Origin of the sequence: Actinacidiphila acididurans, from assembly GCF_016918855.1 — a bacterium.
Taxonomy (GTDB): Bacteria; Actinomycetota; Actinomycetes; order Streptomycetales; family Streptomycetaceae; genus Actinacidiphila; species Actinacidiphila acididurans.
Genome location: NZ_JADKYB010000008.1, coordinates 269,317 through 292,762 on the forward strand (window position 1 = coordinate 269,317; position 23,446 = coordinate 292,762).

A 23,446-nucleotide genomic window follows, 5' to 3' on the forward strand; every position below is an offset into this window, starting at 1 on the left:
GGCGGCAAGCATGGGGGAGGGAACGTGCGCCCTCGTGCCGTACCGGCACGCCCCGCAGGGCCCGGGCGGGACCTCGTCGTCCACCCGGAACGCCAACCGTGAGGGAGACGTATGACCGGGATCGAATCCGCCGGAGGCGTGGGCCCCGGTGCGCAGGCGGGCGTCGGCGGGCCCGCCGTCGAGTTCGACGCGCCGCGGGCGGACCTGCGGCGCGTGGGCATCGGCCGGGACTTCTGGTATCCGGTGGCCGTCTCGGGGAGCGTGCGCAAGGGCAAGGTGTTCGCGACGTCGTTCGCGGGCGAGCGGATCGCGCTCTACCGCGGGGAGAGCGGCGGTGTCCACGCGCTGGAGGACCGGTGTGCCCACCGCCAGGTGCCGCTCAGCATGGGCGTGGTGGAGGGCGACGCGCTGCGCTGCGCCTACCACGCGTGGGCGTACCGGGGCGACGGGCGCGTGTCCCAGATCCCGTACCTGTCCCGGGAATGCGCCCGGCCGCCGCGCGGTGTGCGGGCCTTCCCGGTGCGCGAGGCGTACGGCCTGGTCTTCGTCCACCCCGGCGATCCGGCCCTGGCGGAGGCGACCCCGCTGCCCGAACTGCCGTTGCTCGGCTCGCCGCGGTACACGACCATGACGTTCTCCCGCACGGTGCGCTGCCACTACTCCTTCATGCACGAGAACCTGCTGGACATGAACCACCAGTTCCTGCACCGCGGCGTGGTCGGCAGACTGCGCCCGGAACTGCTGGGGCACCGCAGCGACGCGGTGTCGGCGGAGGCGCGGTACCTGTTCACCCACGACGGGGGCCGGCGCGACCGGGGCGCCGGGCTGCTGGCCGGCGAAGGCGTCGGCCGCGGCGGTTCCGCCGACGTGATGACGATCCGTACCGAGTACCCGTACCAGCGGCTGGAACTGGTGCCCCAGGGCGCGCAGCGCCCGGCGCTGAGCCTGTGGGCGGTGTACGTGCCCGAGGACGCCGAGCAGCGCACCTGCCACGCGTACGGGCTGCTGACGATCGAGAAGCCGCGCGTGCCGGGGCTGCTGCGGATGGGCTGGCCGTTGATCAGGCGGTTCACCGAGCGGGTGTTCGCCGAGGACCGCGCGGTCGTCGAGGCCGAGCAGCGGGCCTGGCAGGAGCAGGGCGAGGACCGCAACCACGAGGTCTTCCCCGTCGTTCTCGACGTCCGCCGGGTGCTGCGCGCCAACGGCGTGCCGATCCGTCCCGCACGTCCCGCGACCGCCGACCTCGTCCACTGAGACCTCGTCCACTGAGACCTCGTCCACTGAGACCTCGTCCACCGACCGCGAGGTGACCATGCGCCTGCTCCTCGTCCATCCCAGTGCCCTGATGTACTCCGAGATCTTCCTGCGGCTGGAGCCGCTCGGCCTGGAACGGGTGGCCGGGGCGGCGCGCGACGCCGGCCACGAGGTCAGGATCGTCGACCTCCAGGTGAGCGACGGGCGGGAACTGGCCCGGGAATTCGCCACCTTCCGGCCGCACGCCATGGGCGTCTCCCTGAACTACCTGGCCAACATCCCCGAGGCGATCGGCCTCGCCCGCGCGGCCAAAGGCGCCGCGCCGCACTGCTTCGTCTTCTTCGGCGGCCACAGCGTGTCCTTCGTCGCCGAGGACGTGCTCGAACAGGCCGAGGGCGCCGTGGACGCGGTGGTGCGCGGCGAGGGCGAACCGGCGGTGGTCCCGCTGCTGGAGGCACTGCGCGACGGCGGCGTGGACGGGGTGCCGGGCATCGTCACCACCGCCGGCCGCGGCCCCGAACCGCAGATGATGCACAGCATCGACAGCCCCCTCCCCGCCCGCGACCTGATGCGCCACCGCCGCAGGTACTTCATCGGCGAACTGGATCCCTGCGCGTCGATCGAGTTCACCCGCGGCTGCCCCTGGGACTGCTCCTTCTGCTCCGCCTGGACCTTCTACGGCCGCAGCTACCGCAAGACCTCCCCCGACGCGGCCGGCGCGGAACTGGCGAGCATCCGGGAGCCGAACGTCTTCATCGTCGACGACGTCGCCTTCATCCGCCCCGAGCACGGCCACGCCATCGCCGCCGAACTCGAACGCCGCCGGATCCGCAAGCGCTACTACCTGGAGACCCGCAGCGACGTGCTGCTGCGCAACGAAGAGGTGTTCCGCCGCTGGACCCGGCTCGGCCTGCGGTACATGTTCCTCGGCATGGAGGCCATCGACGCCGAGGGCCTGGACCTGTACCGCAAACGGGTCAGCCCCGACGAGAACTTCCGCGCCCTGGAAGTGGCCCGCCGGCTCGGCATCAACGTGGCGATCAACCTCATCGTGGACCCCGGCTGGGACGAGGAGCGCTTCCGCCTCGTACGCGAATTCGCCCTGGCCGTCCCGGAGATCGTCCACCTGACCGTCATGACGCCCTACCCCGGCACGGAGATCTGGCACACCGAGTCCCGCCGGCTCACCACCCGCGACTACCGGCTGTTCGACATCCAGCACGCCGTGGTGCCCACCGCCCTCCCGCTCGACGCCTTCTACCGCGAACTCGTACGGACCCAGGCGGTCATCAACCGCAAGCACCTGGGGCTGCGCACCGCGGTGGGCGCCCTGCGCGTCCTCGGCGGCAACCTGGCCCGCGGGCAGACCAACTTCGCCCGCATGCTGTGGAAGTTCAACCGCGTCTACAACCCGGCCCGGCAAATGGCCGACCACCGGCGCCCGGTGCGGTACGAACTCCCGCTGCCGCAGCCGGTGGACATCGGCAGCCGCCGGCAACTGTTCGTCCACACCCGCCCGTCCGGTCGCCGCACGCAGTAGCCGCCGTCTTCCTCAACCAGCCGGTCGTACGCGTGGGCCACGTGTGGATCCCCGGTCCCGGGGCAGCCGTGGGCTGCGAGAGCGCCACCGCTGCCGCAGGCACGGCGGAGCACCTGGACGACCGTGGAGGAGCCGCTATGGGCGTGCGCGCCTGGGTACAGGACTGGCCGGTGTACCGGCAGTTCACCGGCCGGGACCCACTGGGCCGGGGGGCGACGGCGGTCTCCCCGCACACGCGCGAGCTGCGACCACGCACGGCGACGGCCGACCGGGTGGTGAAATCCGTCTGCCCCTACTGCGCGGTGGGCTGCGCGCAGAACGTGTACGTGAAGGACGAGCGGGTCGTGCAGATCGAGGGCGACCCCGACTCGCCGGTCAGCCGCGGCCGGCTGTGCCCCAAGGGGTCCGCGACACTCCAGCTGACCACCGGCAGTGCCCGCCGGTACGAGGTGCTGTACCGGCGCCCGCACGGCACCGACTGGGAACGGCTCGACCTGGACACGGCGATGGAGATGGTCGTCGACCGCGTGCTGCGCACCCGGCGGGAGACCTGGCAGGACGAGCAGGACGGGGTCCGCGTCAACCGCACGCTCGGGATCGCCAGCCTGGGTGGGGCGACGCTGGACAACGAGGAGAACTACCTCATCAAGAAGCTCTTCACGGGGCTCGGCGTGATCCAGGTGGAGAACCAGGCCCGGGTGTGCCACAGCGCCACCGTCGCCGGCCTCGGCACCTCCTTCGGCCGCGGCGGAGCCACCACCTTCCTCCAGGACCTGCAGAACGCGGACTGCATCGTCATCGAGGGGTCCAACTTCGCCGAGGCCCATCCGGTCGGCTTCCAGTGGGTGATGGAGGCCAAGGCCCGCGGCGCCAAGGTCATCCACGTCGATCCGCGCTTCACCCGCACCAGCGCGCTGGCCGACCTGCACGTGCCCATCCGGGCCGGCAGCGACATCGCCTTCCTCGGCGGCATCATCCGGCACGTCCTGGAGACGGAGGCGGACTTCCGGGAGTACGTCCTGGCCTACACCAACGCCGCCACCGTCGTGAGCGAGGACTTCCGGGACACCGAGGACCTCGACGGCGTCTTCTCCGGCCTCGACGAGGACAGCGGGCACTACGACGAGACGAGCTGGCAGTACGAGGGCGCCGACGTGCAGGCCGCGTCCGGTGAGCGCGACGAGCAGTACGAGCGGCGCACCGGCGGCGGCGCGACGATCTCCGCCGCCGGCCACTCCGAGTCCCACGGCTCGGGCGGCGCCTCGGTCGGCACCGAACCCCACCGCGACCCGACCCTGCGGCACCCCCGCTGCGTGTACCAGATCCTCAAACGCCACTACGCCCGCTACACCCCGGAGATGGTCGAGGAGGTGTGCGGCGTCCCCCGGGACACCTTCCTGGAGGTGTGCCGCGCCCTGGTCGACAACTCCGGCCCGGACCGCACCAGCGAATTCGTCTACGCGGTCGGCTGGACCCAGCACACCGTGGGCGCGCAGTACATCCGGGCGGCGAGCACCCTGCAACTGCTGCTGGGCAACATCGGCCGGCCCGGCGGCGGCATCCAGGCGCTGCGCGGCCACGCCTCCATCCAGGGCTCCAGCGACATCCCGACCCTGTTCAACCTGCTGCCGGGCTATCTGCCGATGCCGCACGCGCACGCACATGAGGACCTCGACACGTTCGTCGAGGCGGTGAAGGCCGACAAGGGCTTCTGGGGCAACATGCGCGCCTACATGGTGAGCCTGCTCAAGGCCTATTACGGCGACGCGGCCACCGCCGGCAACGACTTCTGCTTCGACCACCTGCCGCGGCTGACCGGGTCGCACAGCACGTACGAAACGGTGCTCGCGCAACTGGACGGCACCTGCAAGGGCTACTTCCTGATGGGCGAGAACCCCGCGGTCGGCTCCGCGAACGCGAAGATGCAGCGGCTCGGGATGGCCAACCTGGACTGGCTGGTCGTCCGGGACTTCTCCCTGATCGAGTCCGCGACCTGGTGGAAGGACGGCCCGGAGATCGAGACCGGGGAACTGCGCACCGAGGACATCGGCACCGAGGTGTTCTTCTTCCCCGCGGCCGCCCATACCGAGAAGTCCGGCTCGTTCACCAACACCAACCGCTGGCTCCAGTGGCATCACGCCGCCGTCGAACCGGCCGGCGACGCCCGCAGCGACCTGTGGTTCATGTACCACCTGGGCCGGCGCATCAAGGAACGGCTGGCCGGCTCGACCGCCCCGGAGGACCGCCCGGTCCTGGACCTGGCGTGGGACTACCCGACGCAGGGGCCGCTGGCCGAGCCCGACGCGCAGAGCGTGCTCGCCGAGATCAACGGCAGGACGGCGGACGGCGCGCCGCTGAGCGCCTACACCCAGCTCGAGGACGACGGCTCCACCTCCTGCGGCTGCTGGATCTACTGCGGGGTCTACGCCGACGGCGTCAACCAGGCCGCCCGCCGCAAGCCGCACACCGAGCAGGACTGGGTGGCCGCCGAATGGGCCTGGGCCTGGCCCGCCAACCGGCGCATCCTCTACAACCGCGCCTCGGCCGACCCCGAGGGCCGCCCATGGAGCGAACGCAAGGCCTTCGTGTGGTGGGACGCGGACGCCGGACGATGGACCGGCCACGACGTACCCGACTTCGTCCCCGACCGGGCGCCCTCCTACCGGCCGCCGCGCGACGCCACCGGCCCCGACGCCCTGAGCGGGGTGGACCCGTTCATCATGCAGGCGGACGGAAAGGGCTGGCTGTACGCCCCCGCCGGCCTGGTCGACGGGCCGATGCCGACGCACTACGAGCCGCAGGACTCCCCGATCCGCAACCCGCTGTACGGCAGGCAGCAGCGCAACCCCGCCCGCCAGGTGATCTCCCACGAGCTCAACCGCTTCCACCCCGGCGCCGACCGGCCGGGGGGCACCGATCCCTTCCCGTACGTGGTCACCACCTACCGGCTCACCGAGCACTTCACGGCCGGCGGCATGACCCGCTGGTCGCCCTACCTGGCCGAGCTCCAGCCGGAGATGTTCTGCGAGGTCTCGCCCGAACTCGCCGCCGAGCGCGGCCTGGAGCACGCGGGGTGGGCCACGGTCGTCACCGCCCGCGGCGCGATCGAGGCACGGGTCCTGGTGACCGCGCGGATGAGCCCGCTGCGGGCCGGCGGCCGCACCATCCACCAGATCGGCCTGCCCTACCACTGGGGACCCAACGGCTACACCAAGGGCGACGCCGCGAACGAGCTGTCGGCCATCGCTCTCGACCCGAACGTGCACATCCAGGAGGTGAAGGCGCTGACCGCCGACATCCGTCCCGGCCGCCGCCCGCGCGGACCCGCCCTGCCGGCCCTGCTCGCCGAGTACCGGCTGCGCGCCGGCATCACCGAGCGGACCGGAACGGAGGTCCGGGGATGAGCTCCCTCATCGGCCGCAACCTGCTCGCCGGCCCCGAGCCCGACCCCGCCGGCGACGCCGGGCACGGCCCCGGCCACCCGCCGCGGATGGGCTTCTTCACCGACACCTCGGTGTGCATCGGCTGCAAGGCCTGCGAGGTCGCCTGCAAGGAGTGGAACGCCATTCCGGAGGACGGCCTGGAACTGACCGGCATGAGTTACGACAACACCCAGGGCCTGGGCGCGGACACCTGGCGGCACGTCGCCTTCATCGAGCAGAGCAAACCGCTCGGCCATGCTGTGACCGCGGCCGACCACAGCGACATCGACGTCCTCGCGCTCGCCGCCCAAGGCTCGGGCACCCCGCCCGCCGAGGCGGCGGTCACGCCGACCACTCCGGCCGCCTCCGCCGCGTCGGCGGCCCCGGACGCGCCGCCCGCCCCGGACGCGGCGGCCGTTCCCGGCCCGCCCGCGCCCGACGGCCGCACCGAGCTGCGCTGGCTGATGTCCTCCGACGTGTGCAAGCACTGCACCCACGCCGCCTGCCTGGACGTGTGTCCCACCGGCGCCCTCTTCCGCACCGAGTTCGGCACGGTCGTGGTGCAGGAGGACGTCTGCAACGGCTGCGGCTACTGCGTGCCCGCCTGTCCCTACGGCGTCATCGACCAGCGCAAGGACGACGGCCGGGTCTTCAAGTGCACCATGTGCTACGACCGGTTGGGTGCGGGCCAGGAACCGGCCTGCGCCAAGGCGTGCCCCACCGACTCCATCCAGTTCGGGCCGCTGGACGAACTGCGGGAGCGGGCCGCCGCCCGGGTCGAACAGCTCCACGAGACGGGCGTGGCCGACGCCCGCCTCTACGGCGCTGACCCCGAGGACGGCGTGGGCGGCGACGGCGCCTTCTTCCTCCTCCTGGACGACCCCGAGGTCTACGGCCTGCCGCCGGACCCCGTCGTCACCACCCGCGACCTTCCGTCGATGTGGCGGCACGCGGGCGTGGCCGCCGCGACCCTGCTCGGCGGCCTGGCCGCCGTCTTCGCCGCGAACCGGATGCCGGGAGGAGGCGGACGATGAGCGACTCCGAGGTCCGCAGGGACGGCGTCCACGGCGAACGGCCCGGCCGCGACGCGCTGGTCGGGCAGGGCTTGGGGGAGGGCGGCCGGACCGCCCGCCGCCGCGGTCGCCGCCGCGGCCGGCGTGGTGAGCAACTGATGGTGCCCGAAGCCGAGTTCACCTCCTACTACGGCCGGCCCGTGATCAGCCGGCCCACCTGGCAGCCGCGTGACATCGCCGGCTACTTCTTCCTCGGCGGGCTGGCCGGCGCCGGCTCCGTCCTGGCCGCCGGCGCCGAGGTCACCGGGCGTCCGGTCATGGCCCGCGCCCTGAAGATCAGCTCGCTGGTCGCCGTCAGCGGGTCGGCGGCGGCGCTGGTCCACGATCTCGGCCGGCCGGAACGCTTTGCCAACATGCTGCGGGTCTTCCGGCCCACTTCCCCGATGAGCATGGGCTCCTGGCTGCTGTCCGGGTACGGCCCCGCGGCCGGCGCCGCCGCGCTGCTGGACGTCACCGGCCGGCTGCCCCGTACCGCGCGTGCCGCGACCGCAGGCGCTGCCCTGCTCGGCCCCGCCGTCGCCGCCTACACCGCGGTGCTCGCCGCGGACACCGCCGTACCGGCCTGGCACGACGCCTACCGCGAACTGCCCTTCGTCTTCACCGGCTCGGCCGCCACCGCGGCCTGCGGCATGGCCCTGATCGCCTCACCGGTCGCCGAGAACGGCCCGGCGGTCGGCGGGGCCCTGTTCGGCGTGGCGCTGGAGACCGCAGCGGCCAAGGCCATGGAACACCGGCTCGGCATGGTCGCCGAGCCGTACCGGCAGGGCCGCGGCGGCCGCCTGATGCGGGCGGCGCAGGGGCTGTCCGCGGTGGGCGCGGCAGGCGCGGCCCTGGCCGCACGCCGCAGCCGCACCGCCGCCGTGCTCAGCGGCGCCGCCCTGCTCGCGGCCTCCGCCTGCACGCGCTTCGGCGTCTTCCACGCGGGCGTCGCCTCGGCCGAGGACCCGAAGTACACCGTGGTCCCGCAGCGCGAGCGGCTGGCCCGGCGGGCCAGCTGACGGCTCCGGCACCGGTTGCGGGCTGGGCGGTCCGCCGGACGGGGTTGCCCCGGCGAGAGCCGGGTAGCCGCCACTTTGTGGCCGGAGTGAATCGCGGCATTCGCTCCGATTTGCGAGCAGTGCGTCTCGTGCGCCGGGCTCGTACGGCAGGCGCGGTCGGTCACCCACGGCCGACCGTACCCGCCGCCGGCGCTCCGGCCCGTCCGCACGCGCCCACCGGCGCCGCCCACACGCGAGGAGTACCCATGACGGACGACGAGGTCGTACGGTGACCGCCACCGCGGAGGCCGCGACCGAGCCGGCCCCGATCCGCCTGTGGCGGCTGCCCGGGGTGTATCCGCCGCAGGCGGACACCGGTCTGCTGGCGCAGGCGCTGTCCCGGGAGATCGTGGCGCCCGGGACCGAGGTGCTCGACGTGGGCACCGGCACCGGGGCGCTCGCGGTGCTCGCCGCCGGGATGGGCGCCCGGGTGGAGGCCACCGACATCTCCTGGCGGGCCGTGCTGACGGCCCGGCTGAACGCTGCGCGGGCCGGCCACCGGGTCGCCGTCCGCCGCCGCCACCTCGCGCATCCGCCCGACGGCAGGACGTACGACATGGTGCTCGGCAATCCGCCCTACGTCCCCGGGCCGCCGCCGAGGGGCGCGGCGCGCACCCGCCGGTCCGCCCGGGCCTGGGACGGCGGGGCGCGGGGCCGTGACCTGGTCGACCTGATGTGCGTGCGCGCGGCCGCTCTGCTGCGCCCGCACGGCGTGCTGCTCATGGTCCACTCCGGGCTGTGCGGCACCGGGCGGACGCTGGACACGCTGCGGCAGTGCGGCCTGAGCGGGCAGGTCACCGCCCGCGCCCGGATCCCGTACGGACCGGTCCTGCACTCCCGGCTCGGGTGGCTGCGCGCCCAGGGTCTGGTCGGCGCCGAGGAGCGGGCCGAAGACCTGATGGAGGAGCTGGTGGTGATCCGTGCCCAGCGCCCGTGACCACCCGCGCGCCCGTGACCACCCGCGCCGCATCTCCGTGGACCGCGAAGGCCCCCTCCTGATCGAGGGGCCGGTGGAGGTCGTCACCGACGACGGCACCGTGGCCGCCTCGGACCGGTTCGTCGTCGCGGTCTGCGCCTGCGGCCTCAGCGGCACGTACCCCTGGTGCGACACCAGCCACCGCGCCCGCGAACCCCGCCACGACAGGCACGCACCCTGCCCGGGGAAGAGCGCGGGCGAGACCGCGGCCGAGGGCCCGACAGCGGCGGCCGGGAGCGAGCCCCCGAACGAGAAGGGAACGCAGAAGGATGTGGACCACCCCGGCTGACCCCCCGACCGACCCGGGCCCGGCCGGCCCCGCCGTCCCGGCCGCCCGCGGGGCCCTGTCGCGGGCCACGGCGGACTGCCTGCGCGATCCCCACCTGCCGGTGCCCGACCTGCGCGCGGCGACGGCGGCCGCCGACCCGTACGGCGACGACCTGCAGCTCGCGCTCTACCTGCTGTACGAACTGCACTACCGGGGCCTGGCCGGCGTGCGCGACGACCGCGAGTGGGACCCCGCGCTGCTGGCGCTGCGCGCGCTGCTGGAGGACCGGTTCCTGGCCGCCCTGCGCCGGGACGTCCCGGCCGGACGCGGTGTCGACGAGGTCTTCGCCGATCTGCTGGCCGAGCCCGCCGACACCTCGGGCTCCGTGGCCCACTACCTCCAGCGGCAGGGCGACGTGGAGCTGTTGCGGGAGTACGTGGCGCTGCGCTCGCTCTACCACCTCAAGGAGGCCGATCCGCACGCCTGGGTGCTGCCCCGGCTGAGCGGACGGGCGAAGGCCGCGATGGCGGCCGTGGAATACGACGAATTCGGCGCCGGCCGCGCGGAGGACGTCCACGCGCGGCTCTTCGCCGACATGATGGACGACCTCGGCCTGGACCACACCTACGGCCACTACCTCGGCCGGGCCCCCGCCCCGGCGCTGGCCGTCGTGAACCTGATGTCCCTGTTCGGCCTGCACCGCCGGCTGCGCGGCGCGCTGGTGGGCCACTTCGCGTGGGTCGAGGTCACCTCCTCGCCCGGCTCCCGCCGCCTGGCCCAGGCCATGCGCCGTACGGGCGCCGGCCCGGCCGCTCAGCGCTTCTACGACGAGCACGTCGAGGCCGACGCGGTGCACGAACAGGTCGTGCGGCGCGATGTCATCGGCGGGCTGCTGGCCGACGAACCCGGGCTCGCCCCGGACGTGGCCTTCGGCGCCGAGGCGACGACCTTCCTGGAGGACCGCCTCGCGGAGTGCCTGCTGGACGCCTGGCGGAACGGGCGCTCCGCGCTGATCGACCGACGGTCCTGAGGGTGCGGGTCAGGGGCGCGGGAGAAGCGGTGCCGGTCAGTCGCGGGGGAGCAGCGGGCCCAGCGGACCGAGGTCGATATTGAGGTCCTCCGGAGTGAGACCGAAGTGCTCGCGCAGCTCGGTCACGCGCTCCTCCAGGGCCATCAGGGTCAGGCCGAGATCCTCCACCTGGTCGTCGGTCAGGCCGCCCTGGTCGATACGGCGCAGAGCCTGACGCTCCATCAGCTGCCGCAGCAGCTCGACGACGGTGAGGACCAGGCCGGCGAGGCCGCGTTCCACCGATTCGCGGTCCACGTCCAGGTGCCGCGGCACCGAACGGGACTCCGGGTCGCGACGTCCACGGCGGGGCTCGGGGGACGTCATGGCGGCTCCCGTCGTCCGTCCGCCTCTGCGGCAGGCGGGGGCGCCTCCCGGCTCACCGCGTCGTCCCACCCGGCCCGGATGGAGGCGACCAGCGCGCGCAGGGAGATGCGGACGAGGTCCACGTCCGCGATGCGCAGCGTGATCTCGCCGCTGATCACTACGCCGCCGGCCAGCACGCGGTCCAGCAGGTCGACCAGGGCGATCTCGCGTCCGGCGCCGGGACCCGCCCGCTCCGGCACGGGCGCCCGGGGCGCGGGCGCGGACTCGCCCGCGGGGACGACGGTCATGGCCGCTCCTCCCGGTTCTCCCGGCCGACGAAGGAGTACGGCGGCCACGGCCCGCTGACCTCCAGGCGTACGTCGGGGAACTGCTCCCGGCAGGCGGTGACGCAGGTGCTGAAGTCCTCGGCGCCGGCCCGCGGCACCAGGAAGGAGTCGTTGAGGATCATCCAGCCCTCGTAGCCGGCCAGCCGCTGGTCCTGCGGCCGGTGTGCCACCTCCTGTTCGGCCGTGTCGGCCAGGGCGGCCCGCAGTTGCTCGGCCCGCTTCTCAGCCCTGCCGTACGCGTCCTCGCGGCTGCGCTGCTCGGCCTTCCGCCGCAGCAGGTACGCCGTCCCCGGGGTGCCGCCGCCGGACTCCTCCGGTTCCGCGGCCGGGGCCGGCGCGCCCGGATCGACGTACGCCTTCACGCCCCACTCGTCGCGTCCCCGGGTCCGCGCGAAGGCGGCGGCGAAGTCACCGGCCCGGCCGGCCAGGACCGCCCGTACCGCGTCGTCGTCGTGGTAAACGGTGGCGAACTGGAGCGGGACGACGTCCGTGGCCCGGTGCAACTCCTCGATGACCTGGTGGTGGGCGCGTGCCGCGGCCTCCAGCCATCGCAGGTCCTCCAGGTGTTCCTTCAGCGGCTCCTCGGCGAAGTCGCTCAGCGGCACCGAGCCGGTCGCCGCCGCGAGACCGCCCTCGGCGACCAGCCGTACGGACTCTCCCGCGACCCCGGTCGTGTCCCCGGACAGCAGGTCCGTACCGTTGTCGCCGGCCGGCTCGGGCACCACCGCGTACACCCATACCGCGCCGTTCACGGCCGCCTCCCGCGGTCGGCCGAACGCCCGCCGTCCGGGCGGGAGTCGGGCTCGCCGGCCGGCTCGGGCCGCCGGTGCTCCTCCTCGGCCGCCGGCTCGGTCGCCTCTTCGGCGCCGGATGCGGTGACCTGGGCCGGTCCGGCGGACCGCTCGGCCTCCAGGTCGCCGACCCGCCGCCGCAGCCGCCGGTTCTCCTCCACGACGTCGCGCTCCTGCGAGGACAGCGCCGGGTCGTGCTCCCACCAGTCGATGCCCATCTCCCGGGCCCGGTCCACCGAGGCGACGATCAGCCGGATCTTGATGGTGAGCAGTTCGATGTCCAGCAGGTCGACCCGGATGTCCCCGGCGATGACGATGCCCTTGTCCAGGACCCGTTCCAGGATGTCGGCGAGGCTGGACGGCTCGCCGCGGCCGGGCTGTGCCGGGGCGCGGGTCGAGTTCGGTCCGGTCCACGCGGGCTGGTTCATGTGCGGGTCACTCCTTGTCCGCCCGTCCGCGGTAATAGCGTTCGTCGCGCCGGTACGACAGCAGTTCTCCGTCCTCGTCCAGGTCCACCCGGTACACCGCGAGGATGTCGGTGGAGTCGGGGATCCGGTGGGTCTCCACCACCTCGACGCCGACCCGCCAGCCCTGGTCCGTACGGTCCAGCGAGGTCACGCCCTGCGGCTCCCGGCCGGTCAGGTCCATGACCTGCTCGGCGGCCAGGCGTGCGGCGGTCGCCGCGGAGACCGGCCGCCGGGTGCCGCCGCCGTCCGCGCCCCGCCCGCCGCCTTCCTTGCGGCGCTCGGCCGTCACGGGTCAGACCTCCAGGCCGCCCAGCGGAGGCCCGGCGGCCAGCAGCCGCCGTACCAGGTCCTCCTCCTCCCGGGCGGCCTCGTCCGCCGAGAGCTCCCCGGACGCGCGGGCGCGGTCGACCTCGGCGAGGCGGCGGCGGATCGCCGCGGGATCGTCGATCTGGTGGCGGGCTTCCTCCTCGATCCGCTCGGCGACCCACGCCACGCCGCGCACGGGTGCGAGCGGCAGGGTGAGAAGTCCGGTGAACAGTCCCATGGTCTTTCCCGTCCGTCCTCTTGCGTCTCCCGCCGGTCTTCCGGCCTACTTCCGCGCCCGCTGCCGTCCGCTCCCCGAGTCGCCGGCGCGGGTGGGCCGGGCCGGACCCGGCGCCTCTGTCATGGCCTCGACCACGAAGTCGTACGGCGCCAGCGGGCCGAGCAGCCGCAGCCGGGCCCGGCCGCGCCACTCGGCGGCGAGCTGCTCCGCCGCCTGCTCGAAGGCCGGCCGCCCGGAGTCCGGCACCAGGAACGAAAGGTCCGCGATCGCGTCCTCGTCGGCCGGCTCCAGGGCCACCACGGCGTCGGCCGCCGGGGCCAGCCGCTCGCGCAGCCGCGCCGCGTCGGCCTCCCGCTTGCCGTCCAGGGCCTGGGCCACCAGCTCGCCGAGCCGCATCAGTTCGGACCGGCCGGCCACCTCGGACAGGCCCGCGACCCGCTCGCGCAGCTCCACGATGTCCGGGCGCTCGTCCAGCACCTCGAGCAGCACCGTGTCCCGCTCGTAGCGGGCCCGTACGGTGAACTGCGTACGTCCGCGCAGCCGGTCCAGCGCCGTGGTGAAGGCGTCGTGGCCGTCGGCCAGGACCCCCTCGGCCACGCTCGGCTCGTCGTCGAGGACCGTGCCGAACCGGAAGGGGAGCACCGGAACACCACTTTCCGCGAGGCTGTCCAGCACGCCGGCGTGCGCCCGCAGGTCCGCCGGGGTGCCCAGTGGCCGGTCGATGGTCAACGCGCTCACCGCGGCGGCGAGCCCGGCGGACCGTACCCAGCCCACGTGAACTTGCGGGTCGTCGCCCACCACGGGGTACGCCGTGACGTCCGGGCCGGTGTCCGGCTCCGCCACGACGCCGTAGACGTAAAGCGTGCTCATGGCCGACCTCCTCGTCGGCGTCGTCGGGTTCGCGGTGCCGCGCCGGTCCGGGGGCCGGGGCCGGAGTCACCGGCCGCGCTCCTTGCGGCTGGCCGGGCGGGTGCGGCGGGGACGCTCGGCGGGTTCGGCCTCCGCTTCCTCGCCCTCGGCGTCGTCCTCGTCGTCACTGCCGAGCACGCCACCGACCGTGTCCTTGACGGTGTCCTTGGCCCCCTCCAGCGCGCCCTTGGTCTTCTTCTCGGCGCCGCCCTCGCGGATCTCCTCCATCATCCCGGGCAGCCCCTTGGTCTCGGTGCCGCTGCGGGCCAGGTCCAGCCGGTTGACCGCCTCGGCGAAGCGCAGGTACGTGTCCACGCTCGCCACGACGACGCGGGCGTCGATGGTCAGCAGCTCGATGCCCACCAGGGACACCCGCACGTAGACGTCGATCACGAGGCCCTTGTCCAGGATCAGGTCCACGACGTCGACCAGGCCGCCCCCGGACGGGCGGTCCAGGTAGGTGCCGGTCTGGCCTCCGGCCATGGTCATCGTCGTTCACCCCCGTCCTCCTCCTCTTCGTCCTCGGGCTCTTCGTCCTCGTCGTATTCCTCGTCCCCGATGTCCTCGGAGTCGTCGTCCTCCTCCGGCTCCTCGTCCTCCTCGTCCCGGACCTCGTCCTGGTCCTGGTCCTGCGGCTCCCGCTCCTTCTCCTCGCCGCCTTCTTCGCCCTCCTCCTCGGCGCGTACCTCCTCGTCGCTGCGGGTCACCTCGCCGTCCATGACCTCGCCGCGCCAGCCGCGTATCTCGTCCTGGTTGAGGGTGGCCTCGGTCATGGCGTGGCGCCGGAAGTGCTTCAGCTCCAGCCGGGCCCGGCGGCCCTGGGCTCGCCAGATGTTCCCGGTCTTCTCGAAGAAGCCCTGCGGGTGGTAGACGAGCACCAGCAGGATCCGGGTGAGGTCGGGTGTGACCTCGTGGAAGGTGACGGCGCCGTCGACCTTGCCCTTCTCGCCCTCGGACTCCCAGAGGATGCGTTCGTCGGGCACCTGCTCGATCACCGTGGCCTTCCAGGTGCGGTGGGACCAGAGGACCTGCGCCTTCCAGTCCATTTCCGTCTCGGACTGCTGCTTGACGTTCTCCACCTTCTTCATGAAGGTCGGGAAGTCCTCGAACTGGGTCCACAGGTTGTAGACCACCTTGACCGGCAGGCCGACGTCGATGCTCTCGACGATGTTGCTCGCCTTGAGCGTCTTGCCACCGCCTCCACTGTCGCTGCCTCCGCCACCCCCGGTGACCTTCTGGGCGGCTTCCTTGGTCTTCTCCTTGGCCTGGGTGAAGCCGGCGCTCATCATCGACTTCGCCGGCGACTTGCCCTCGGTCAGGTCGCGGGCCCCGGAGAGGGCGGCCTTCAGGCCCGACCCGCCACCGTCCTCGGCGAAGTCGGTCAGCCGTTCGGTGACCTCGCCGAGCCGCCCCGTGACCCGGCCGACGGCCTTTTCACCGAGCGCGCCGATCAGGTCGCGGGCCTCCTTCATCAGGCGATCGGTGGGCAGTGCGCCGGCCAGTCCTCCGGCGGTGTCCTTGGCGGACCGCGTCGCTTGGTCAGTCATGCGTCAACGCTCCTCACGCCCCGATGTACGCGCACCACCGCGCTCGGTGCTCCCCGTACGACGCGACGGGCCGCGGCCTGCCGCCTTGCGGCTGTCGCCCTCGCGCGCGGTGCGCGAACTCCGTGCGGGTGCTCGCTTGGCCGGGCTCCGCTTGGCCTCGGCGTCACCCTTCTGCCGCGCGGCCTCGGACCGGCTCCCGCTCCGGGGAGCGGTACGCCGCTTGCCGCCTGCCTCGCGCTTCTCGCCGCGGTCAGGGGCCTCCTCACCGGTGTCCTCGGCCTCGGTTTCCGCGGCCTCCCCGTCACCCTGGTCCTCCGGGCCGGTGTCGGCCGTGCCGCGCAAGGCGGCGGTCCGCTCGGCGATCCGATCGCTCAGGGCGTCCATACGGTGGGCCGCCGCGGCCATCGCCGCCGCCTTCCCCGCCGCCGTCACGTTCCCGCGCAGATCCTCGCCGAGCTTCCCGAGGCCCGGCGACTGCAGGATCCCGCCCAGAGCGTCCCCGCCCTGCGCCCGCAACCGTCTGGCCACCACCGCCCCGGCCACCGCCAGCGCCCACTGTGGCTTGCGCATCCGTCCCAGCACATAACTCCCGGCCAGGGCTACAGCTGCCGGTCCCGTCTTCATGGCACCACTCCTCCCGGAGACCGTTCTCTGATCCGCTGCCCGATGAGACCGCAAGAAAACGGCACAAGCCGCGCTTTTCGCCCACCGATTTCCCACACCCAGGGTGACGACTGACGTGCGCTGTGTCGTGTGCGGCCCCCATGTCCGCCCTGGCACGCAAATGGCTGGCGCCGCCAATGCGATACGGTCCCGTCGCCGCCCCGCTTCCGCCTGAGGGGCGACCACGGGAAGGGGGACGCGGGTGGGGTACTGGGGATATTTGGTCGTGGCGAAAACCGAGCGCCGGGCGGAGGAATTGAGCGCGCTGGGTGAGGTACATGGACGCCTCAGGGTGAATGAACGGCTTCCCGGGCGCTGGCTGGTGTGGGAGCACCCCGGGGAGCCCGGGATCAACGGCGAGCAGTTGGCGGCCGCGCTGGCTCAGGAGACGGGTGCGCCGGTGCTGGTCGGCTTCGTCATGGACGGCGACTGTGTGGTCATCGAGGCTGCCGGTCCGGTGAGCGGGGCGTGGACGGCGTGCCTGGGGCCGCGGCTGATGGCGGGTTACCTCGCCGAGGACGGGCACCTGCTCGAGGACTGGTTCCTCCCGCCGGGGCAGGCGGCTTCGCGGTCCGCGGACTGGGCCCGCGAGGCAGGGCACACCGTTGATCCGGCCCCGCTGGCGGACCTCTTCCGGGCCGATGTCCACCCATGGGCCCAGGACAAGTTCCTCGGCCTCCTGGACGCGATCGGCCTCCGCCGGGCCTGAACCGGCCCGCACGTCGAACCCACCGGCGGAATGACCCTCTGCGGTGAAAGGATCACGGTGTACGCCCAGCGTGTCCGGCTGTTTCTGAGCTTCATCAGGCTCCTTGACGTCATGGCCGCGGAGCCTGCGGTTCAGCTGGAATATCTGCGGCTGAAGAACTTCCCCTCTCCTGAATCCGCCATGGTCGAATTCTTCGAGGATCTCGAAGGGTTTCAAGCATTTTTCGGGGACATGCTGGACGCGGGGACATTCGGCGCCGGGGAGCAAGAACTCTTCGAGCGACTGCTCCGCCTCGGCGACGCGATCGACTCGCAACCGGACTCGTGTACGCGGGGGGCGATCCTCTACGGCCGGCAGTGGAACGACGTGCGGGACACGGCGTTGCTGCTGAAGCTGTCCGTTTCCTCGAAGCCGGTGCCAACACCGCTGTACGACGGGGACGTTGACGCCCACTGAGGGAAGGCGCCCCCGGCGCGGGCCCGTTCGAGTTCGGCGTCGAACTCGAGGCCGAGGAGGATGACGGTGATCGCGGCGAGGCGACCACCCGGAGCAGCACGGCCAGCGGACTGCCGGGGCTGACCCGGCGGAAGCCGCGCTTGACGTTGGGCGGAAGTGTCCCGTGTCATCGAGCACTGCCTTGGTGCGTCGGGTTCGGTCGTCCGCGGTCGCGAGGGATGTCTCAGCCGGATGACGTGCCGGTCATACGGTGTGTCGCGGTGGCACCGGCCCGGTCCACGGTGGCCTTCACCACGGCGAAGATGGCCCCCTGAAGTGCGGCGGCGAGCAGCACCTCGCCCCAACTGCGGTCGATGTCCTTGGCGTCGGGGGCGTCGGCCTCGTGGCCGACGATCTTCCACACCTGCTTGAACACGAGTCCGGCCAGCATGCCGCTGCCGAGCCCGAGGGCCAGTCCGACGGGTTTGTACGCGATGGCCGCGGCTTTCATGACGAACCTCCACCGGAAGACGAGCGCCTTTGCGTTTGTCGTGCGTCGCCTGCCCGGCACGGACGGCGCAATGCGTTTGTCCGGCAGCAAGCGATACCCGCGTCGCACGTCAGGGCGCTGATCACGGGTGCGCCGGCGCCCCCGGCGGATCTCGTCAGGCGCTCGGGGCGGGCGTGGTCTCCGGAAGCGGCGCTTCGAGTGGGGGCGGGGTGTCGGTCAGGCCGAGGCGGAGGTGTTCGACGTGGTAGAGGGCCTGGTCGAGGAGTTCGGCGACGTGGTTGTCGTAGAGGGCGTAGACGACCGATCGGCCCTTGCGGGTGCCGGTGACGAGGCCGAGGTTGCGCAGCAGGCGCAACTGGTGGGAGCAGGCCGACTGTTCCATGCCCACTTCGGTGGCCAGTTCGGTGGCCGGCAGCGGCCCCTCGCGCAGGCGGGCGAGGATGAGCAGGCGGGAGGGGGTGGCCAGGGCCTGGAGGGTGGTGGCGACCTTGGCGGCGCCGGCCGCGTCCAGGCGTGCGCGCGGGACGTTGCTGGCGGCTGGTGCGGCTCCGTGACCCATGCGCCCATGGTACGGACGCCACGCCATGAATGCATGAATCAGTGTTCATCTGTTCCTGTTACCGTGGACGCGTCCGTGCACCGCCCGCCGTCTCGCGCAGGGGGCCCCTTTCGATGTCGTCCACCCTCACCCGCCCGGCCCCGGCCGCCACCGCCCCCGGGCCGGCGGCCCCCCGGCGCCGTACCCGGATCCTCGCGCTGCCCGAGGCACGCTGGGCCGCCACGGCACTGGTGCTGTTCCTGATCGCGCTGCCGCTGTACCTGACCGGTGCACCGGCCTGGGCCTGGGCCCCGCTGTTCGCCCTCACCTACGCCACCGGCGGCTGGGAGCCGGGCTGGGCGGGCCTTCAGGCGCTGCGGAACAAGACCCTGGACGTGGACCTGCTCATGGTCGTCGCGGCCCTCGGCGCCGCGGCGATCGGGCAGGTGCTGGACGGCGCGCTGCTGATCGTCATCTTCGCCACCTCCGGCGCCCTGGAGGCGATCGCCACCGCCCGTACCGCCGACTCGGTACGCGGCCTGCTCGACCTGGCCCCGGCCACCGCCACCCGCCTGCTGGACGACGGCACCGAGGAGACCGTCGCCACCGCCGGCCTGGCCGTGGGCGACACCGTCCTCGTACGGCCGGGGGAGCGGATCGGCGCCGACGGCCGGGTGCTGGACGGGGCCAGCGAGGTCGACCAGGCCACCGTCACCGGCGAACCCCTGCCGGTCGCCAAGCTGGAGGGCGACGAGGTCTTCGCCGGCACCCTGAACGGCACCGGCGCCCTGCGGGTGAAGGTCGAACGCGACCCGTCCGACTCGGTGATCGCCCGGATCGTGGCGATGGTCGAGGAGGCCTCGCGGACCAAGGCCCCCACCCAGCTGTTCATCGAGAAGGTCGAGCAGCGCTACAGCCTCGGCATGGTCGCCGCCACGGTGGCGGTGTTCCTGGTCCCGCTGGCGTTCGGCGCGGCGCTGACCGGGGCGCTGCTGCGCGCGATGACCTTCATGATCGTCGCCTCGCCCTGCGCGGTCGTGCTGGCCACCATGCCGCCGCTGCTCTCCGCGATCGCCAACGCCGGCCGGCACGGCGTGCTGGTCAAGTCCGCCGTGGTCATGGAGCGCCTCGGCCAGGTGGACGCCGTCGCCCTGGACAAGACCGGCACCCTCACCGAGGGCACCCCGTACGTGACCGACATCCGCCCGCTGGCCGCCACCGGCCTGACCGGGGACGCACTGCTGCGGCTGGCTGCGGCCGCCGAGCACCCCAGCGAGCACCCGCTGGCCCGCGCGGTCGTGGACGCCGCCCGCAGTCGCAGCCTGGACATTCCGCCGGCCGGCGACTTCGGCTCCACCCCCGGCGCCGGTGTGCGGGCCACCGTCGAGGGCCGGAAGGTCGCGGTCGGCAGCCCCGCCCGCCTGCTGGGCGCTGCCACCGTTGACCCGGCCGCCGTGGTGGCCGCGCGTCTGGAGGACGAGGGGCGTACGGCCGTGCTGGTCACCCTCGACGGCACCCCGGCCGGCGTGCTGGGCCTGGCCGACCGGCCGCGCGAGGAGGCCGCCGCCACCGTCGCCGCCCTGGCCGCGCTCACCGGCACCGCGCCGATGCTGGTCACCGGCGACAACCCGCGCGCCGCGGCCCGCCTCGCCGCCGAGACCGGCATCACCGAGGTCCGCGCCGGGCTCCTGCCGCAGGACAAGGTCACCGCCGTACGGGAGATGGCGCAGGCCGGACGCAAGGTGCTGGTGGTCGGTGACGGCGTCAACGACGCCCCCGCGCTGGCCGCCGCCCACACCGGCATGGCCATGGGCCGCGCCGGCTCCGACCTCGCCCTGCAGACCGCCGACGCCGTCGTGGTCCGCGACGAACTCGCCACCGTCCCCGCCGTCGTACGCCTCTCCCGCCGGGCCCGCCGTCTGGTCGTGCAGAACCTGGTCATCGCCGGGGCGTTCATCACCGGCCTGGTCGTCTGGGACCTGGCCGGCACCCTGCCGCTGCCGCTCGGCGTCGCCGGGCACGAAGGTTCCACCGTCATCGTCGGCCTCAACGGCCTGCGCCTGCTCGCCGACGCGGCCTGGCGCCGGTCCCGCACCGGGACCGCGTGACCGCCCCGGGAGCGCGTGATCGCCCCGGCCCGGTGGGTGCTGGTCGTTCCGGGCAGCGGCGGGCCGGCCGGCATCAAGCCGCTCGACCCGCCGCTCCCGTCCGTCCCTTGACGTCCGTCCGTCGACGTCCGTCCGTTCACGTCCGCCCGCTCACGCCGGGCGGCTCGTGATCGGATCGCTCAGCCGATGTTCACCGCCGTGTCGTCCACGACGAAGGACGTCTGCTTCGTGTAGTCCTCCGCGCCGGTGAACTTCAGGGTGACCGTCTGCCCGGCCCAGGGGGCCAGGCTGAAGCCGTGCTGCGCGTATCCGGTGGTGTGGTCGAGGTTGGAGTAGGTGGCCAGGGTGGACAGCACGGTGCCCGAGGAGTTGAGCACCTGGACCTTCAGGGTGTCGTACGCCGAACTCGTACTGGTCTCCGCCGTGTCGACGTGCAGCCAGAAGTTGAAGGCGTACGAGGAGCACCCGGTCGGCAGCGTGACCGACTGCGAGAGGGTGTCGGTGTGCGTGGTGCCGTAACCGTCCATCCAGGCATCCCACGTGCCGGAGTGCGGCGGTTCGGCCGACTTGTTGGCGACGACCCCGGTGCTCGCCGACCACGGCGACGCGGTGCCGGTCTCGAAGCCGGGGTTGCCCAGCAGCTGGTTCGACGGGCAGGTGCCGGCCGGGGTGACGCTCGTCTCGCTGCTCTGCGCGCCTTCGCCGAGCGAGTTCACCGCGCTGACCTTGTAGTAGTAGGTCTGGCCGTTGGTGAGGCCGGTGTCGGTGCAGGAGGGCGTGACGCCGGGGTTGGCGCAGCCGCCGCTGGTCAGCAGCGTCTCCGAGCCGGGGGACGTACCGCGGTAGACCCGGTACGAGGTGATGTCGACGCCGCCGTTGCTGGCGGGGGCCTGCCAGGACAGGGACGCCTGGCCGTTGCCCGCGGTCGCGGTCAGGCCGGTGGGCGCGCCCGGCGGTGTGCCCGCGATGGGCGAGGCCGTGACGCCGACGCCCGCCGATGCCGTCTTCGCCGGTGTGGAGCTGTCGGTGACGGTGAGGGTGGCGGTGTAGGTGCCGTCCGTGCTGTAGGTGTGGCTGGGGTTCTGCGCGGTGCTCGCGGCCGAGCCGTCGCCGAAGTTCCAGCTGTACGAATACGGCGGGGTTCCCCCGGTCCCGGTGCCCGTGAAGGCGACGTTCAGCGGGGTCTGCCCGGAGGTCGGGATCGCGGAGGCGGTGGCCGTGAGCGGGTTGCCGACGGCGCTGACGGTCACGGTGACCTTGGAGGTGGCCGTGTTCGCCGGTGCGGAGCCGTCGGTGACGGTGAGGGTGGCGGTGTAGGTGCCGGCCGCGGTGTAGGTGTGGCTGGGGTTCTGCGCGGTGCTCGCGGCCGAGCCGTCGCCGAAGTTCCAGCTATACGAATAGGGCGACTTGCCGCCGGTGGCCGAGCCGGTGAAGGACACGCCCAGTGGCGCGTTGCCGGTGGTCGGGGAGGCCGCGGCGGTGGCCGTGAGCGGTGTGCTGCCCTGGATCCACAGATCCTCCAGCGGGTCGCCGAGGCCCTGCTGGTCGGCCGTCGTCATCGGGAACGTCGACAGGCCGACATTGTCGTTGGGGTCGATGATGCCCGGGTGAACGTTCTCCATCACGCGTTCCATCGCCGCCAGCACGTTGTTCGTCGTGTACGCGACGTGCGTGAGGTAGTGCTGCTTCATGTACAGCGGCGACGCGACCACGACCAGCGGCACGCGGTAGGTGTTGCTCACGTGGTCCGGGCCGTTGTTGCCGTTCTGGGTGTCGTCCTCGGTCACCACGATGACCGTGTTGTCCTTGTACGACGCGTTGCCCATGAGCGAGTCGACGATCTGCTTGGTGACGCTGTCGTTCTTCGGGATGTCCTGGTACGTGCCGGGGTGGTCGTTGAACAGCTCCACGTACGAGTACGTCGGAAGGCCGTTGGTCGACACGAAGTTGAGGTAGTCGTTGGCGATGGTCTGGTCGTCGTCGTTCTGACCGCAGCAGGTGTAGTGGTTGTAGTTCAGCTCTTCGGGGATGTTCGTGCCGGGCCGGTTGACCGGCAGCGCCTCGATGGCGTTGGTGGCCGGATTGCGCCAGTAGCCGCTGCCGCTGCTGAGCATCCAGTAGAAGTCGCCGTTCATGATGAACGGGAAGGTGCCGTTCGCGTCGCCCTTGAGGAAGCGGTCGAACTGCGTCCCGGTGGCGGCGGGGTAGGACTGCTGCTGCGAACTGGACGAGGACTGGCCGGAGAACATCCACCAGTGGTTGGGGCCGCTCGGCGGCTGGGTGCCCGTGCTGTAGGAGTCCGCCAGGGCGTACGTCTTGGCCAGCGTGTGCAGGTTGGGCACCGAACTGATGTGGTTGGTGCTCTCCACGGTGCCGTTGCAGCCGGCCTGGACGGTGGTGGCGCAGTCGCCCAGGTAGTCGTCGAAGGTGTGGTTCTCCCGGTAGAGGACCACGAAGTGCGTGAACGGCGGGAAGTACGGGGCCAGCGGGTTGGTCGCGGCGGCCGCCGCCGTGGCGTTCGGCTGATCGGCGGTACCGGCGGTCGAGGTTCCGGTGCGGGCGGCGAAGTCGTGCGGCTGCGGGAACTTCTTGAACTCGGCTCCCGGGGCCGCGAACTTGGCGCCGGCGCAGTCGTAGTCGTCCTGCCGGTACGACTGGGGGCGGTGGCCTTCAGGAAGGTCCGTGGCATCGTCCGGGTCGGTGCCGGGGTTCCAGTTCTTGAGCGTGCACGAGCCCACACCCGACGCCGGGTGGGACCCGTTGGCCTGCGCCGAGCCGGTGGTGACGCCCGTGGGCCCGGCGAGCAGGCACAACGACAGAGCGACGGCCGCGGCGACCGCGCTCGCCAGTCTCCATCTCTTCGACTTCCATCTCTTCATGCGAACCCCTCCGGGGGCAGAGGCACGAGATGTACATGACACACAGCAAACTCATA

24 protein-coding genes are annotated in these 23,446 nt (G+C 72.8%); 11 read left to right on the top strand and 13 right to left on the bottom strand.

The window, feature by feature from the left end; all coding sequences use genetic code 11:
• The first annotated feature begins 111 nt into the window (after window positions 1-111).
• From ITX44_RS17215 to ITX44_RS17250, 8 genes are all read left to right on the top strand, one after another.
• Window positions 112-1,254 (top strand): Rieske 2Fe-2S domain-containing protein, encoded by a 1,143-nt coding sequence (locus ITX44_RS17215; RefSeq protein ID WP_205358116.1) that lies wholly within the window; start codon window positions 112-114, stop codon window positions 1,252-1,254.
• Between the two features lie 58 nt (window positions 1,255-1,312).
• Window positions 1,313-2,794 carry a hopanoid C-3 methylase HpnR gene (gene hpnR / locus ITX44_RS17220; RefSeq protein WP_205358241.1) on the top strand — a complete coding sequence of 494 codons (1,482 nt, stop codon included), beginning with the start codon at window positions 1,313-1,315 and terminating at the stop codon, window positions 2,792-2,794.
• Window positions 2,795-2,931: 137 nt separating this feature from the next.
• Window positions 2,932-6,198, top strand: coding sequence for a formate dehydrogenase (fdh, locus tag ITX44_RS17225; protein ID WP_205358117.1), 3,267 nt, complete (start codon window positions 2,932-2,934; stop codon window positions 6,196-6,198).
• Entirely contained in the window at window positions 6,195-7,250 is a 1,056-nt protein-coding gene (locus tag ITX44_RS17230; RefSeq protein WP_205358118.1) for a 4Fe-4S dicluster domain-containing protein, read from the top strand. Before fdh ends, ITX44_RS17230 begins: the two co-directional genes overlap by 4 nt.
• A complete protein-coding gene (gene nrfD / locus ITX44_RS17235) occupies window positions 7,247-8,287 on the top strand; it encodes an NrfD/PsrC family molybdoenzyme membrane anchor subunit (RefSeq protein ID WP_205358119.1) in 1,041 nt (346 codons plus the stop codon). Before ITX44_RS17230 ends, nrfD begins: the two co-directional genes overlap by 4 nt.
• Before the next feature lie 268 nt (window positions 8,288-8,555).
• Window positions 8,556-9,263: a methyltransferase gene (locus tag ITX44_RS17240; protein ID WP_205358120.1), complete on the top strand. Its 708-nt coding sequence runs from the start codon at window positions 8,556-8,558 to the stop codon at window positions 9,261-9,263.
• Window positions 9,247-9,591 (top strand): CDGSH iron-sulfur domain-containing protein, encoded by a 345-nt coding sequence (locus tag ITX44_RS17245; protein WP_307795319.1) that lies wholly within the window; start codon window positions 9,247-9,249, stop codon window positions 9,589-9,591. The genes ITX44_RS17240 and ITX44_RS17245 overlap by 17 nt, the downstream gene beginning before the upstream one ends.
• A complete protein-coding gene (locus tag ITX44_RS17250) occupies window positions 9,572-10,600 on the top strand; it encodes an iron-containing redox enzyme family protein (protein ID WP_205358121.1) in 1,029 nt (342 codons plus the stop codon). Before ITX44_RS17245 ends, ITX44_RS17250 begins: the two co-directional genes overlap by 20 nt.
• Before the next feature lie 36 nt (window positions 10,601-10,636).
• On the opposite strand, the gene ITX44_RS17255 is transcribed toward ITX44_RS17250, so the two are convergent.
• From ITX44_RS17255 to ITX44_RS17300, 10 genes are all read right to left on the bottom strand, one after another.
• Window positions 10,637-10,963 (bottom strand): gas vesicle protein K, encoded by a 327-nt coding sequence (locus ITX44_RS17255; protein WP_205358122.1) that lies wholly within the window; start codon window positions 10,961-10,963, stop codon window positions 10,637-10,639.
• Complete coding sequence (locus ITX44_RS17260; RefSeq protein ID WP_205358123.1) at window positions 10,960-11,250, bottom strand: gas vesicle protein; 291 nt, start codon at window positions 11,248-11,250, stop codon at window positions 10,960-10,962. Before ITX44_RS17260 ends, ITX44_RS17255 begins: the two co-directional genes overlap by 4 nt.
• Complete coding sequence (locus ITX44_RS17265; protein WP_205358124.1) at window positions 11,247-12,041, bottom strand: GvpL/GvpF family gas vesicle protein; 795 nt, start codon at window positions 12,039-12,041, stop codon at window positions 11,247-11,249. The genes ITX44_RS17260 and ITX44_RS17265 overlap by 4 nt, the downstream gene beginning before the upstream one ends.
• The gene (locus tag ITX44_RS17270) at window positions 12,038-12,508 is read right to left on the bottom strand and encodes a gas vesicle protein (protein ID WP_205358125.1); all 471 of its coding nucleotides are present in this window, start codon (window positions 12,506-12,508) and stop codon (window positions 12,038-12,040) included. Before ITX44_RS17270 ends, ITX44_RS17265 begins: the two co-directional genes overlap by 4 nt.
• A gap of 7 nt (window positions 12,509-12,515) precedes the next feature.
• Window positions 12,516-12,836 (bottom strand): gas vesicle protein GvpO, encoded by a 321-nt coding sequence (locus ITX44_RS17275; RefSeq protein WP_205358126.1) that lies wholly within the window; start codon window positions 12,834-12,836, stop codon window positions 12,516-12,518.
• 3 nt (window positions 12,837-12,839) lie between these two features.
• Window positions 12,840-13,091 (bottom strand): gas vesicle protein GvpG, encoded by a 252-nt coding sequence (locus tag ITX44_RS17280; protein ID WP_205358127.1) that lies wholly within the window; start codon window positions 13,089-13,091, stop codon window positions 12,840-12,842.
• Between the two features lie 45 nt (window positions 13,092-13,136).
• Window positions 13,137-13,961: a GvpL/GvpF family gas vesicle protein gene (locus ITX44_RS17285; RefSeq protein ID WP_205358128.1), complete on the bottom strand. Its 825-nt coding sequence runs from the start codon at window positions 13,959-13,961 to the stop codon at window positions 13,137-13,139.
• 66 nt (window positions 13,962-14,027) lie between these two features.
• On the bottom strand, window positions 14,028-14,489 hold the full coding sequence (gene gvpJ, locus ITX44_RS17290) for a gas vesicle protein GvpJ (RefSeq protein WP_205358129.1): 462 nt from the start codon (window positions 14,487-14,489) through the stop codon (window positions 14,028-14,030).
• Window positions 14,486-15,547: an SRPBCC family protein gene (locus ITX44_RS17295; protein WP_205358130.1), complete on the bottom strand. Its 1,062-nt coding sequence runs from the start codon at window positions 15,545-15,547 to the stop codon at window positions 14,486-14,488. The genes gvpJ and ITX44_RS17295 overlap by 4 nt, the downstream gene beginning before the upstream one ends.
• Before the next feature lie 3 nt (window positions 15,548-15,550).
• Window positions 15,551-16,171 (bottom strand): hypothetical protein, encoded by a 621-nt coding sequence (locus ITX44_RS17300; RefSeq protein ID WP_205358131.1) that lies wholly within the window; start codon window positions 16,169-16,171, stop codon window positions 15,551-15,553.
• A gap of 331 nt (window positions 16,172-16,502) precedes the next feature.
• Here ITX44_RS17300 and ITX44_RS17305 point away from each other — a divergent pair, with 331 nt between their 5' ends.
• Window positions 16,503-16,919, top strand: a complete 417-nt coding sequence (locus ITX44_RS17305; protein WP_307795320.1) for a hypothetical protein — start codon at window positions 16,503-16,505, stop codon at window positions 16,917-16,919.
• A 57-nt stretch (window positions 16,920-16,976) separates the two neighbouring features.
• Window positions 16,977-17,375, top strand: a complete 399-nt coding sequence (locus ITX44_RS17310) for a hypothetical protein (RefSeq protein ID WP_205358133.1) — start codon at window positions 16,977-16,979, stop codon at window positions 17,373-17,375.
• Between the two features lie 223 nt (window positions 17,376-17,598).
• On the opposite strand, the gene ITX44_RS17315 is transcribed toward ITX44_RS17310, so the two are convergent.
• Complete coding sequence (locus tag ITX44_RS17315; RefSeq protein ID WP_205358134.1) at window positions 17,599-17,865, bottom strand: DUF4235 domain-containing protein; 267 nt, start codon at window positions 17,863-17,865, stop codon at window positions 17,599-17,601.
• Between the two features lie 154 nt (window positions 17,866-18,019).
• Window positions 18,020-18,424, bottom strand: a complete 405-nt coding sequence (locus ITX44_RS17320; protein ID WP_205358135.1) for an ArsR/SmtB family transcription factor — start codon at window positions 18,422-18,424, stop codon at window positions 18,020-18,022.
• A gap of 113 nt (window positions 18,425-18,537) precedes the next feature.
• Between ITX44_RS17320 and ITX44_RS17325 the strand changes: the two genes are divergently transcribed.
• Window positions 18,538-20,511 (top strand): heavy metal translocating P-type ATPase, encoded by a 1,974-nt coding sequence (locus ITX44_RS17325; RefSeq protein ID WP_205358136.1) that lies wholly within the window; start codon window positions 18,538-18,540, stop codon window positions 20,509-20,511.
• A 179-nt stretch (window positions 20,512-20,690) separates the two neighbouring features.
• Here ITX44_RS17325 and ITX44_RS42635 read toward each other — a convergent pair whose 3' ends face one another.
• Window positions 20,691-23,390, bottom strand: coding sequence for a PKD domain-containing protein (locus ITX44_RS42635; RefSeq protein ID WP_307795321.1), 2,700 nt, complete (start codon window positions 23,388-23,390; stop codon window positions 20,691-20,693).
• Between the last annotated feature and the right edge of the window lie 56 nt (window positions 23,391-23,446).

Bases quoted from the DNA above. Each gene is read 5' to 3' on its own strand.
- ITX44_RS17230 (WP_205358118.1), top strand. From the start codon at position 6,195: ATGAGCTCCCTCATCGGCCGCAACCTGCTCGCCGGCCCCGAGCCCGAC.
- ITX44_RS17325 (WP_205358136.1), top strand. From the start codon at position 18,538: ATGTCGTCCACCCTCACCCGCCCGGCCCCGGCCGCCACCGCCCCCGGG.
- ITX44_RS17320 (WP_205358135.1), bottom strand. From the start codon at position 18,424: ATGGGTCACGGAGCCGCACCAGCCGCCAGCAACGTCCCGCGCGCACGC.
- ITX44_RS42635 (WP_307795321.1), bottom strand. From the start codon at position 23,390: ATGAAGAGATGGAAGTCGAAGAGATGGAGACTGGCGAGCGCGGTCGCC.
- nrfD (WP_205358119.1), top strand. From the start codon at position 7,247: ATGAGCGACTCCGAGGTCCGCAGGGACGGCGTCCACGGCGAACGGCCC.
- ITX44_RS17255 (WP_205358122.1), bottom strand. From the start codon at position 10,963: ATGACGTCCCCCGAGCCCCGCCGTGGACGTCGCGACCCGGAGTCCCGT.
- gvpJ (WP_205358129.1), bottom strand. From the start codon at position 14,489: ATGACCATGGCCGGAGGCCAGACCGGCACCTACCTGGACCGCCCGTCC.
- fdh (WP_205358117.1), top strand. From the start codon at position 2,932: ATGGGCGTGCGCGCCTGGGTACAGGACTGGCCGGTGTACCGGCAGTTC.
- ITX44_RS17285 (WP_205358128.1), bottom strand. From the start codon at position 13,961: ATGAGCACGCTTTACGTCTACGGCGTCGTGGCGGAGCCGGACACCGGC.
- ITX44_RS17215 (WP_205358116.1), top strand. From the start codon at position 112: ATGACCGGGATCGAATCCGCCGGAGGCGTGGGCCCCGGTGCGCAGGCG.
- ITX44_RS17295 (WP_205358130.1), bottom strand. From the start codon at position 15,547: ATGACTGACCAAGCGACGCGGTCCGCCAAGGACACCGCCGGAGGACTG.
- ITX44_RS17270 (WP_205358125.1), bottom strand. From the start codon at position 12,508: ATGAACCAGCCCGCGTGGACCGGACCGAACTCGACCCGCGCCCCGGCA.
- hpnR (WP_205358241.1), top strand. From the start codon at position 1,313: ATGCGCCTGCTCCTCGTCCATCCCAGTGCCCTGATGTACTCCGAGATC.
- ITX44_RS17260 (WP_205358123.1), bottom strand. From the start codon at position 11,250: ATGACCGTCGTCCCCGCGGGCGAGTCCGCGCCCGCGCCCCGGGCGCCC.
- ITX44_RS17250 (WP_205358121.1), top strand. From the start codon at position 9,572: ATGTGGACCACCCCGGCTGACCCCCCGACCGACCCGGGCCCGGCCGGC.
- ITX44_RS17315 (WP_205358134.1), bottom strand. From the start codon at position 17,865: ATGAAAGCCGCGGCCATCGCGTACAAACCCGTCGGACTGGCCCTCGGG.
- ITX44_RS17300 (WP_205358131.1), bottom strand. From the start codon at position 16,171: ATGAAGACGGGACCGGCAGCTGTAGCCCTGGCCGGGAGTTATGTGCTG.
- ITX44_RS17280 (WP_205358127.1), bottom strand. From the start codon at position 13,091: ATGGGACTGTTCACCGGACTTCTCACCCTGCCGCTCGCACCCGTGCGC.